10 protein-coding genes and 1 tRNA gene are annotated in these 10,782 nt (G+C 67.2%); 7 read left to right on the forward strand and 4 right to left on the reverse strand.

Translation table 11 applies throughout. The features are described from left to right. Window positions 1–90: 90 nt before the first annotated feature. The 4 genes from AC07M9_RS11615 to AC07M9_RS11630 all read left to right on the forward strand — a co-directional run bounded on the left by AC07M9_RS11615 (window position 91) and on the right by AC07M9_RS11630 (window position 2,961). On the forward strand, window positions 91–1,269 hold the full coding sequence (locus AC07M9_RS11615) for an aromatic ring-hydroxylating oxygenase subunit alpha (RefSeq protein ID WP_494883840.1): 1,179 nt from the start codon (window positions 91–93) through the stop codon (window positions 1,267–1,269). A gap of 160 nt (window positions 1,270–1,429) precedes the next feature. Next, a complete protein-coding gene (locus AC07M9_RS11620; protein WP_494883841.1) occupies window positions 1,430–2,224 on the forward strand; it encodes a sugar phosphate isomerase/epimerase family protein in 795 nt (264 codons plus the stop codon). Then, window positions 2,221–2,574 (forward strand): EthD domain-containing protein, encoded by a 354-nt coding sequence (locus AC07M9_RS11625; protein ID WP_494883842.1) that lies wholly within the window; start codon window positions 2,221–2,223, stop codon window positions 2,572–2,574. Before AC07M9_RS11620 ends, AC07M9_RS11625 begins: the two co-directional genes overlap by 4 nt. 51 nt (window positions 2,575–2,625) lie before the next feature. Continuing rightward, window positions 2,626–2,961: a hypothetical protein gene (locus AC07M9_RS11630; RefSeq protein ID WP_494883843.1), complete on the forward strand. Its 336-nt coding sequence runs from the start codon at window positions 2,626–2,628 to the stop codon at window positions 2,959–2,961. A gap of 3 nt (window positions 2,962–2,964) precedes the next feature. On the opposite strand, the gene AC07M9_RS11635 is transcribed toward AC07M9_RS11630, so the two are convergent. Further along, complete coding sequence (locus AC07M9_RS11635) at window positions 2,965–3,972, reverse strand: NADP-dependent oxidoreductase (protein ID WP_494883844.1); 1,008 nt, start codon at window positions 3,970–3,972, stop codon at window positions 2,965–2,967. 146 nt (window positions 3,973–4,118) lie between these two features. Between AC07M9_RS11635 and AC07M9_RS11640 the strand changes: the two genes are divergently transcribed. Then, entirely contained in the window at window positions 4,119–6,572 is a 2,454-nt protein-coding gene (locus tag AC07M9_RS11640) for a TonB-dependent receptor (protein WP_494883845.1), read from the forward strand. Window positions 6,573–6,752: 180 nt separating this feature from the next. Continuing rightward, a complete protein-coding gene (locus tag AC07M9_RS11645; RefSeq protein ID WP_494883846.1) occupies window positions 6,753–8,804 on the forward strand; it encodes a M13 family metallopeptidase in 2,052 nt (683 codons plus the stop codon). 41 nt (window positions 8,805–8,845) lie between these two features. On the opposite strand, the gene AC07M9_RS11650 is transcribed toward AC07M9_RS11645, so the two are convergent. Further along, entirely contained in the window at window positions 8,846–9,274 is a 429-nt protein-coding gene (locus AC07M9_RS11650; protein ID WP_494883847.1) for a nuclear transport factor 2 family protein, read from the reverse strand. A 75-nt stretch (window positions 9,275–9,349) separates the two neighbouring features. Further along, the gene (locus AC07M9_RS11655) at window positions 9,350–9,700 is read right to left on the reverse strand and encodes a Rieske (2Fe-2S) protein (RefSeq protein WP_494883848.1); all 351 of its coding nucleotides are present in this window, start codon (window positions 9,698–9,700) and stop codon (window positions 9,350–9,352) included. 145 nt (window positions 9,701–9,845) lie between these two features. On the opposite strand from AC07M9_RS11655, the gene AC07M9_RS11660 reads away from it, so the two are divergent. Continuing rightward, window positions 9,846–10,256, forward strand: coding sequence for a nuclear transport factor 2 family protein (locus tag AC07M9_RS11660; protein WP_494883849.1), 411 nt, complete (start codon window positions 9,846–9,848; stop codon window positions 10,254–10,256). Between the two features lie 449 nt (window positions 10,257–10,705). Here AC07M9_RS11660 and AC07M9_RS11665 read toward each other — a convergent pair. Next, a tRNA-Met gene (locus AC07M9_RS11665) sits at window positions 10,706–10,782 on the reverse strand.

The following is a 10,782-nucleotide window of genomic DNA, read 5'->3' on the forward strand; positions in this document are numbered from 1 at the left end:
GAGTGCCTCTCGCCTATCACCTTGCGCAGGTTGCCGTCACGCCCCCACTCGATCAGGATCACCGCACAAATAATGTGCCGGGAGAGATTTGTGGAACGCGTAAAGCGCATTGGCGACGTGGCCGAGATCATGCTCGACTACGTCGAAAACAAGAAGACCTACCAGACCGACAAGCCGCTCAACGTCCCCACCAGCAGCTACACCGACAAGGACCAGTTCAAGGCCGAGATGGAGCTGGTGTTCAAGCGCGTGCCGCTGATGCTCGCCTTCACCGCCGAACTGCCCAACCCCGGCGACTACAAGGCGATGGACGCGGTCGGCTCGCCGGTGCTCATCAACCGCGACAAGGCCGGCAAGGTCCGCGCCTTCCTCAACGTGTGCTCGCACCGCGGCGCGCCGGTCGCGCCCGATGGCACCGGCAACTGCTCGCGTTTCACCTGCAAGTATCACTCGTGGACCTACGGCGCCGACGGCAAGCTCATCGGCATCTCCGAGCCCGGCACGTTCGGCGATGTCGACAAGAGCCGCATGGGCCTGCGCGAACTGCCCTGCGAGGAGCGCGGCGGCATGATCTTCGTCTGCCTGACGCCCAACGCCCCGATCGACCTGGACGCCTACTTCCAGGGCTATCTCGAGGATTTCGAGGCGCTCGACTTCGCCAACTGGACGTACCTGGGCAACCGCACCATCGAGGGCGCGAACTGGAAGATCGCCTTCGACGGCTACCTCGAGGGCTACCACTTCAAGTCGCTCCATCCCGAGACGATCTTCCCGCGCACCCCGTCGAACTGCACGCATTACGAAGGCTTCGGGCCGAACATCCGCATCGGCTTCCCGCAGCACACCATCGCCGAACAGCTCAGGGACGTACCCCGCGAGGAGTGGGGCAACCGCGAGAACTACGGCTACGACTTCGTGCGCATCTTCTTCCCCAACGTGTCGATCTTCATCGCGCCCGAGATCACCCAGGTCGCCCAGCTGTTCCCCGGGCCGACGCCCGACCGCAACCGCACCGTGCTCAACTACCTGCGCCGCAATCCGGTGAAGGACGAGGCCGACCGCGAGGCGGCGGAAGCGGCGATGAACTTCTTCCGCGACGTCACGTACGAGGAGGATTACGTGATCGGCCTCGAGATCCAGCGCGGGCTGGAGTCGGGCGCGCACGACGAACTGACCTTCGGCAAGAACGAGCGCGGCAACCAGTACTTCCACGAATGGCTGAACTGGTACCTGGAAGACGACGCCTCGCTGCCGCAGCCGGTGATGTAGGCGGCGGCGATGAAGTAATGCGACAAGTCCGTCGTCCCAGCGAAGGCTGGGACCGCTCGCCGCCTCCGCGCGGGCTGTCGGACCGGCATTGCCTCCAGAGTACCCGGCGGTCCCAGCCTTCGCTGGGACGACGGGCTGCTGCGAACGGCTGGGAGAGGCCATGAAACACAAGTTGTCCCTCGCCTCCGGCGTCCTGCCCGAATTCGGCGCCGTCGACGTCATCGAGGCGGGCGGCGCCGCAGGTTACGACGCGGTCGGGCTCTGGGTCGATCCGCTCGCATGGACCGCGCAGCATACCCGCGATGCGCGCGCAGCATTGGCGCGCACCGGGCTGCCGGTGCTCGACGTCGAGGTGGTGTGGATCAGGCCGGACACGCGCCTCGACGACCACCGCAGGGTGCTCGACGTGGGCGCGGAGCTGGGCGCCGCCAACGTACTCTGCGTGTCCTCCCACCCCGACGAGGGCCAGACCGTCGCGCAGCTCGCCGCCCTGTGCCGCCATGCCGAGGGTTCGGGCATGCGCGTGGCGCTGGAGTTCGGCATCTTCACCGAAGTCAGGAACCTGGCACAGGCGCTGGGTGTGCTCGGCCGCGTGGGCCACCCCTTGCGCGCCGTGCTGGTCGATCCGATCCATGTCGACCGCTCCGGCACCACCGTGGCCGAGATCGCCGCGATCGACCCGGCTCTCCTGCCCTATGCGCAGTTCTGCGACGCGCGCGCGCTGCGGCCCGACCCGGCGGACTTCGACGCGGTCATCACCGACGCCATCGACCTGCGCGAGCAGGCGGGCGAAGGCGTGCTCCCGCTCTCCGCGATGCTGCAGGCGCTGCCGGCCGATATTCCCCTGTCGATCGAACTGCGCTCGGCGGCATTGCGCGAGGCGTTCGCGCAACCGGCGCCGCGCGCCAGGGCGGTGCTCGATGCGACCCGCCTGTGGATGGATCAGCTGGCGTGACGGTCACCGTCATCACCTTGCTCAAGCGGCGCCAGGGCATGAGCCCGCAGGACTTTCGCGCCTACTACGAAGGCAACCACCGCAAGATCGGCGAGGCGGTCCTGTCCGGCTACGCCACGCGCTACGTCCGCCGCTTCCTGACGCCGATGGACGGCATCGACCAGCCCTTCGACTTCGACGTGGTGATGGAGATCGACTTCCCCGACGAGCCCACCCGCGACGCCTGCTTCGCCGCGCTCGGCGATCCGCAGACGCTCGCCATGATCGTCGAGGACGAGGAAAAGCTGTTCGACCGCAGCCGGATCAGGACCTTCACCGTGACGGAGAGCGCATCGGTCATAGCGCGGTAAGCCGCGTACCCGCGCTTGCCTACCACCCCTTGCAGGTCTACGGCTCGCCGCATGGCCAAAGCCGATCGTCTTGAACGCCTCGATGCGCGCCGCGCCGACCTCGAAGCCGAGTATGCCGAGGCGCTGGTCGCGGCGCTGCGCGTCACCGCCGCCGGCAAGTGGGGCCTGTTCGGCCACAACGCCGACAAGGCTTCCCGCGCCGCCGCCGCGCCCATGATCGAGAACCTCGTGGAACTCGGCGAAGCCATTGACGCGATGCGCGAGACGCTGTTCATGGAGCCGTTCGAACTCCACCGCGAGTTCCTCGCCTCGCGTGGGCCGGTGGATTCGCAGTCGGTGGGCGAGCCAAAGCAGGCGCAGGCCTGGCTCGACCGGCTGACGAAATAACCGTCAGAGCCGCACTACCACCTTGCCGATGTTCTTGCCGGTGAGCATCCGCTCGTAGGCGGTCAGCACGTTTTCCAGCCCCTGCGTCTCGTCGAAACGAACCGCCAGCTTGCCCGCATCAAGCCACTCGCGCAGCTGCGGCATGAATTCCGCGCCGCGTTCGAGGAAGTCGGGGATGAAGAAGCCCTCGATCCGCAGCCGCCGCATCAGCACCTGGTCGAACTGCGCGGGGCCGGGCATGGCTGCATCGCTGTCGTAGCCCGCGACCATGCCGCAGACCGCGACGCGGCCGTAGTGCGCCATGTTGCCCAGCACCGCGTCGAGGATCGGTCCGCCGACGTTGTCGAAGAAGGCGTTCACCCCGCCCGGCACTTCGGCAAGCCGCGCCGCGACGTCTTCACCGCGATAATCGATGGCCATGTCGACGCCGAGTTCGTCGAGCAGGAAACGGCACTTCTCCGCGCCCCCGGCGATGCCGACGACCTTCGCGCCGAGGTTCTTGCCGACCTGGCAGGCGAGGCTGCCGGTGGCTCCGGCGGCGGCAGACACCGCCAGCCACTCGCCCGCCTTCACCGCCGCGACTTCCCTGACGCCGACGTAAGCCGTCCAGGCATTCATGCCGAGCGCCCCGAAATGCTGGCGCGGGTCGGCGACGGTCTCATCCACCACCTCGAGCCCGGTGAGCGCGGGCACCACCGTCGCCACGTCCGCCCACTGGCCGAAGCCGCGCACCAGGGCGCCCTCGGGATAGGCCGCGTCCCTGCTCTCGATCACGCGGCCGAGCACGAGGCCGACCATCTTCGAGCCCAGCGGCAGCGGCGGCTGGTAGCCGTCGGTGCGCGGGCTCATCCACATGCGGGTGCCCGCGTCCATCGACAGCCACTCGGCCGCGATGCGCACCTCACCCTCCGCCAGCGCGGCGCACGGCTCCTCGTGCAGGCTCAGCGACTGGGCGAAGTCGGTATTTCCCTCGGGGTGGCGGTCAAGACGCCAGAAACGACAAAGGCTCAATTCAGGTCTCCTCGGCCGACCCTCGCGCGGCAACCGGCGCAGGCCACCTGTCCAAACTGATAGGACTATCCGTTTGCACAGGACTCCCCCGCAACTGCGCGGGTCTAGGCAGCACGAAATAAAGATTACACGGGAGGTTTTCTGAAATGCGAGTCCACAAATCCGTCTTGTTCGTCTCCACGGCGCTGACGCTGGTCGCGGCGCCGGCCATGGCGCAGGATACCGCCCCGCCGCAGGAGACGGTGCAGGCCGGCGGCCTCAACGACATCATCGTCACCGCGCGCAAGCGGCAGGAAACCGTGCAGGACGTGCCGGTCGCGGTCACCGCCATCTCCGCCGAGCAGATCGCCAACCGCGACGTCACCAGCGTCGAGAAGATCACCGCGATCGCCCCGCAGTTCAGCGTCGGGCGCGCCTCCAACGGTTCGGGCGCGCAGCTGACCCTGCGCGGCATCGGCTCGTCGTCGACCTCGATCGGCATCGAGCAGTCGGTCGCGGTCGTCGTCGACGGCGCGTATTACGGTCAGGGCCGCGTCATCCAGGAGGGCTTCTTCGACCTCGCCCGCGTCGAGGTCCTGAAAGGCCCGCAGGCGCTGTTCTTCGGCAAGAACGCCACCGCCGGAGTGATCTCGATCACCACCGCCGACCCGACCTCGACCCCTGAATTCATGATCAAGGGCGGCTACGAGTTCAAGAGCCAGCAGTACCGTCTCGAAGGCTACGCCTCGATGCCGCTGACCGACACCCTGGGCGTGCGCCTCGCCGCGCGCTACACCAAGATGGACGGCGGCTACTACCGCAACGAAGCCGACGACATCACGTATACCGAAGTCGATTCCGCCAGCATCCTGGCTGGCGGCAACGGCGACCCGACCGCGCACAACGCCACCCCCGCCAAGCGCAAGGCCCCCGGCGAGGAGGAATTCCTCGCCCGCGCCACGCTCAAGTGGGAGCCGACCGACCGCCTCACCGCCACCCTCAAGGGCACGGTGGACGTCAGCACAGTGAACAACTCCTCATGGAACTACGTCGCTTTCCAGTGCGGCAACGGCTCCACCTCGCAGCTGACCGGCTATCCGTGCGAGAAGGACTTCGTCACCCACCAGAACAACATGCCCGCCGACATCGCGGCGAACTTCCCCTACGCCAAGAGCGACGGCTCGCTCTACAACAAGTACCGCTCGGCGGGCGGCACCCTCAACCTGACCTATGATGCCGACCTGCTGCAGGTCTCCTCGGTCACCAACTACCAGTGGAACAACAACCGCTGGGCCTGCGCCTGCGACTTCCAGTCCAGCACGGGCAGCAACTGGGCCACCGAGAATTCCTCGTGGAAGGCGTTCAGCCAGGAGCTGCGCGCGCTGACGCAGTTCGACGGGCCGTTCAACATGATGCTCGGCATGCTGTACCAGAACACCCGCCGCGACTTCGCGCAGTTCGTCATGACCGGCGCGGTGTCGAACTCGCTCGCCCCCGACGGCTACGAGCATGTCGCCACCGCCAAGACCAGCTTCACCAAGGGTGAGACGATGGCCGTGTTCGGCCAGCTTACCTACAAGATCCTGCCCGACCTCGAACTCGCGGGCGGCGTGCGCTACTCGGACGAGACCAAGAACAGCTACTTCACCCAGTTCTACAACAACCCGCTGCTGCTGGGCATCTTCCGCGACCAGAACGACCCCGACGGCCTCGGCGTCGTCACCGCGCGCCAGCACTTCCGCAACTGGTCGCCCGAAGCGACGCTGACGTGGAAGCCGACCCCGGACCTGATGATCTACGGCGCCTACAAGACCGCCTACAAGTCCGGCGGCTTCTCCAACGGCGGCATCAATTCCAAGTTCTCGGCCGACCCCACCGCCGACCTCACCTTCGAGCCCGAGAAGGCGGAAGGCTTCGAGATCGGCTTCAAGTCCACCCTGCTGTCGAACCAGCTGCGCTTCAACGTCACTGCGTTCAACTACAAGTACTCGAACCTGCAGGTCGACTTCTTCAACTCGCCGATCTTCGCGTTCCAGACGCTCACCGCCGACGCGCGTACCAAGGGGGTCGAGCTGGAGTGGCAGTTCGCCCCCAACGGCGTGCCCGGCTTCGACATCCACGGCTCGATCAACTACGACAAGGCGCGCTACACCGACTTCCCGCTGGCGCCCTGCTACGCGGGCGAGACCCCGGCCGAGGGCTGCAACCTCGCGGGCAACACCCGCCAGGATCTCTCGGGCGAGCAGCTTTCGGTGGCGCCCAAGTGGACCGGCAACCTCGGCATCAACTACGAGGTTTCGATAGGCTCGGCCAACAAGCTGGGGCTGAACGTCGACAGCAAGTACTCCGCCAGCTACCTCGCCTCGGGCTTCGGCAACCCGCTGTCGCGCCAGGGCAAGTACGTGACGCTCGACGCCGGGCTGCGCTTCGGCGCGCAGGACGACAACTGGCAGCTCGCACTCATCGGGAAGAACCTGACCAACCGGTTCTACGTCACCGGCGTGGTCGACGGCCCCTCGACCGGCAGCGGCACCGGTACCGCCGGCGGCATCAAGGCCGACCAGCTCGGCTTCGGCACCCTGCCCCGCACCGTCATGGTGGAGGTGACCAAGAAGTTCTGAGCCGGCCGATCTGAAAATCACGGGAGGCGGGGTCGCAGGGCCTCGCCTCTTTTTGTTGCGCACATACGCAATTTAATCGCCGCACCCGGTTGGCCCGGCGAGCGCCAGCGGCTAGGCGGCGGGTCATGAACCCGGCGGGCGGTTCCAAGCGTTGTCCCCCCGCTGCAAAAGGATCGCCTGATGAAAACCACTCGCCTGCTGACCGCCCTGCTGTTCACCGCAGCCCTCCCGCTGCCCGCCTTCGCCGCCGAGCCCGCCGCATCCGGCATCGACGAAACCGCGATGGACACCCGGGTGAAGCCGGGCGACGAGTTCTACCTCTATGCCAACGGGGCGTGGCTGGCGAAGGCGGAAATTCCCGCCGACCGCAGCCGCATCGGCTCGCACACCGTCGCCGCCGACGAGACCGAGCGCCAGCAGATCGCGCTCATCCAGAAGATCCTCACCGGCAAGCCCGCCGCCGGCAGCGACGAAGCCCGCCTGCGCGACTACTGGCGCGCCTACATGGACACCGCCGCGATCGACAGGGCCGGCATCGCCCCGCTCAAGGGCGACCTCGCGAAGTACGCCGCGATCACGGACAGGGCGGCGCTCGTGCGCGTGCTGGGCGAGCAGACCGAGAGCGACCTCGACCTGTTCAACAACAACAACGACATGGCGACCGAGAACCTCTTCGGCCTGTTCATCACCAAGGCGCTGAAGAGCGACGAGGTCGTGCCCTACATCTACCAGGGCGGCATCACCCTGCCCGACCGCGAATACTACGTCTCCACCGAGGCGCGGATGGTCACCGTGCGCGGCCAGTACAAGACGTACATCACCGACCTGCTGCGCCTCGCCGGGATCGACCAGCCCGAAGTCCGCGCGCAGCGCATCCTCGACCTCGAGACGAAGATCGCGCAGGCCCACCCCAGCAAGGCCGAAGTCGCCGACTTCACCACGGGCGCGGCGCTCTGGACCCGCGCCGATTTCGCGAAGAACGCGCCCGGCATGGACTGGGACGCCTACTTCACCGCCGCGCGCATGCCGCGCCAGCAGACCTTCGACGCCTACAGCCCGTCCGCCATCACCGGCCTCGCCGCGCTCGTCGCCTCGGAACCGCTCGATGCCTGGAAGGACTGGCTCGCCTTCCACCGCATCAACGCGAACACCGACGTACTGCCGACCAAGTTCGATGCGCTGAACTTCGCCTTCTTCGACACCACGCTTTCGGGCACCCCGCAGCAGCGTGCCCGCGAGAAGCGCGCGCTGTCCTCGATCAACGCCGACCTCGGCGGCGCGCTGGGCAAGCTCTACGTCGAAGCGTATTTCCCCCCTTCCGCCAAGGCGCAGGTCGAGGACATGGCCGAGCGCATCAAGCACGCCTTCGCCGCGCGCATCGACGCACTCGACTGGATGTCGCCCGCCACCCGCCAGGAGGCGCGCGCCAAGCTCGACGGCATGGTGGTAAGCGTCGGCTATCCCGACCAGTGGCTCGACTACTCGATGGTCACGATCCGGCCCGGCCAAGCCTACGCCAACCGCATGGCCGCGATCCGGGGCAAGACGCTCCAGCAGCTCGCCAAGCTCGGCCGCCCACAGGACCGCGCCGAATGGTGGATGAACCCGCAGCTGGTGAACGCGGTGAACCTGCCGGTGCAGAACGCCCTGAACTTCCCCGCCGCGATCCTGCAGAAGCCGTTCTTCGACCCCGCCGCCGACCTTGCCAGCAACTACGGCGCGATCGGCGCGGTGATCGGACACGAGGTCAGCCACAGCTTCGATGCCAGCGGCGCCGCCGTCGACGGCGACGGCATCCTGCGCAACTGGTGGAGCGCCGAGGACCTCGCCCACTTCGAGACGCAAAGCCGCGCCCTCGTCGCGCAGTACGACGCCTATGCGCCTTTCCCCGACCTGCACCTTAACGGTGAACTGGAACTGGGCGAGAACGGCGCCGATGTCGCCGGCCTCGCGGCCGCCTACGACGCCTACCGCGAGGCGCTGGGCGGCAGGGAGCTTCCCGTTGTGGACGGCCTGACCGGCGACCAGCGCTTCTTCATCGCCTACGCGCAGAGCTGGGCCAGCAAGCAGCGCGACGGCGCCCTGCGCCGCCAGGTCATCGGCAACGGCCACGCGCCGGGCCAGTACCGCGCGCTGACGGTGCGCAACATCGACGCCTGGTACAAGGCGTTCGGCATCAAGCCCGGCGACGCGCTCTACCTGCCCCCCGAAAAGCGCGTGAAACTGTGGTGATGTGAACGTCGTCCCCCGCTCGGCCGGGGACGACGATATTCTCACACGCCCCGAGGCGCGTGCTGCCGGTGGATGTTGCGGAACGATCGGCTCGCGAAATGCCACTTGCCGTCAATCCTGATGCAAGTATCCTCGTAGACGCCGCGATCGCGCATCGTCACCCCGTCGTGGTCGTAGACTTCCGAGGTATAGCTGCGCATCGTCGCCCGGTCGCCGTCGACCTCGATCGAGCCCGGCCAGGCTTCGAACATGATGCCGGGATAGGCTTTCATCGCCTCGATCCACATGGCGACGATCGCCTCGCGTCCCTTGGTGGTGCCGATCTCGGGATAGTCGGGCAGCGACCATTCGGCATCCAGCGCCCAGGTCGCTCCCCAGTCCCCCGCATCGCGCCGCGTCACCGCGTCGGCGTAAGTCTCGAGCAGCTCGCGAATGGCAAAGCGGTCCTCGAACGGGCCGGTGAAAGGCATGGCATTCTCCCAATGGTTATCGGCGCGATGCTAGAGCCTGCACCCGCCGGGGGAACCTGTGCCTTGTGGCAGGCGTCAGGCCCCGACCGGCCGCTCGTCCGGCCCGGGCGGAGCCTCCGGCACGGCCACTTCGATCATCCCGTTTTCGATCCGCAGCGGGAACACGCGAAGGTCGGCATAGGCCCCGCCGATACAGCGCCCCGTGGCCGCCTCGAACCGCGCGCCGTGGAGTGGACACATGATCGCCCCGCGCCGCACCCTTCCGGGCGACAGCAGCGCCGCCTGATGCGTGCAGCGATCGTTGACCGCGCGCAGCCCCTCCTCGGTTCGGACCACCAGCACGCTCCATCCGCCGAGCCGCGCGGCAAGCTTGCCCTCTTCAGGAAACGCGCTCTCGGCGATCAGGGCGTGATAGGTTTCACTCATCGTCATGCTCATCCCGGATATGTCCGCTGTCTCCCAAGCCAGCCTCTTAACCGCCCGCCACCGACCCGGAGGCTGGTCTAAACGCTAGGTTTGCTTGAGCTGCCGCTGCCGCCAGACTGCCGCCCAAACAGACGGAGCAGGATCGATGAGCATGACCCCCGAAGAGATGACCGCATTCGTCGACCGCCTCTACGGCGCCTGCGGGGTCGGCGACTGGGAAACGGCGGAAAGCATGCTCACCGACGATTTCGTGGCCTACGAGTCGAACGCCTTGCCGATGGCGGGCGAATATCGGGGCAAGGGCGGGCTCAAGGCGCTGTTCTCGGTCGCGATGGGCATGGTCGATGTCGCGGCGCTCGATCGCACCGACCTCGCCCTAGGCCAGGATCGCGCCATCGCGGTGCTGACCATGCGTTTTGCCGATCCGTCGCTGGCGCCCGCGGAACTGTGCGAGATGTTCACCTTCCGCGGCGACCTGTGCTGCGAGATCAAACCCTACTACTACGAACCCTCGGTCTTCCACGCAGCGGCGGCGGTAAAGGCGGCGGCGGCCTGACGGCACCTGCTCCGGGATTTCCACGGCTCGCGCGTTCGAGCGACACAAGGCTGTGAGGTCCTTGCAACCGGCCATGCCGGTCGGTGGAGCCTGACAATGGATACGGATCAAAAGACCTGCTCCGTTCGCATTGCCATTCCCATGGGCGGCGCACCAACGGCATCGCTCACGCCGGCGATCTCCTGCCCGGGCCACGGGATCGCGGTGAAGATGTGGCGGGTGGTTGGGGCCTGATCCGGGCGCGCGGGTCGAGCCGCGCTGGTCGGTCGGCCAAGCGACCCACGGGCGCCCCGCATCGGCAAGGCGCTCCCCGTCTCCCTTAGCGTCATCCCCGCGCAGGTGGGGATCCCGCTTGTTCTTCTTGGGCAGCATCAGCGGCCCGCCCGAACGCGGCGCGCCCCGCGGGCTTGCGCTGGCGGGGTTGTGTGTAAGTGCTGTGTTGTTTTGTTTGGTTGCGGGGGCAGGATTTGAACCTGCGACCTTCAGGTTATGAGCCTGACGAGCTACCGGGCTGCTCCACCCCGCG

The sequence above is a fragment of the Novosphingobium sp. GW821-FHT09E05 genome (assembly GCF_059416165.1).

Excerpts from the sequence above, each read along its gene's own strand:
- AC07M9_RS11620 (WP_494883841.1), top strand. The coding sequence starts at position 1,430 with ATGAAACACAAGTTGTCCCTCGCCTCCGGCGTCCTGCCCGAATTCGGC.
- AC07M9_RS11630 (WP_494883843.1), top strand. The coding sequence starts at position 2,626 with ATGGCCAAAGCCGATCGTCTTGAACGCCTCGATGCGCGCCGCGCCGAC.
- AC07M9_RS11640 (WP_494883845.1), top strand. The coding sequence starts at position 4,119 with ATGCGAGTCCACAAATCCGTCTTGTTCGTCTCCACGGCGCTGACGCTG.
- AC07M9_RS11645 (WP_494883846.1), top strand. The coding sequence starts at position 6,753 with ATGAAAACCACTCGCCTGCTGACCGCCCTGCTGTTCACCGCAGCCCTC.
- AC07M9_RS11650 (WP_494883847.1), bottom strand. The coding sequence starts at position 9,274 with ATGCCTTTCACCGGCCCGTTCGAGGACCGCTTTGCCATTCGCGAGCTG.
- AC07M9_RS11655 (WP_494883848.1), bottom strand. The coding sequence starts at position 9,700 with ATGAGTGAAACCTATCACGCCCTGATCGCCGAGAGCGCGTTTCCTGAA.
- AC07M9_RS11660 (WP_494883849.1), top strand. The coding sequence starts at position 9,846 with ATGAGCATGACCCCCGAAGAGATGACCGCATTCGTCGACCGCCTCTAC.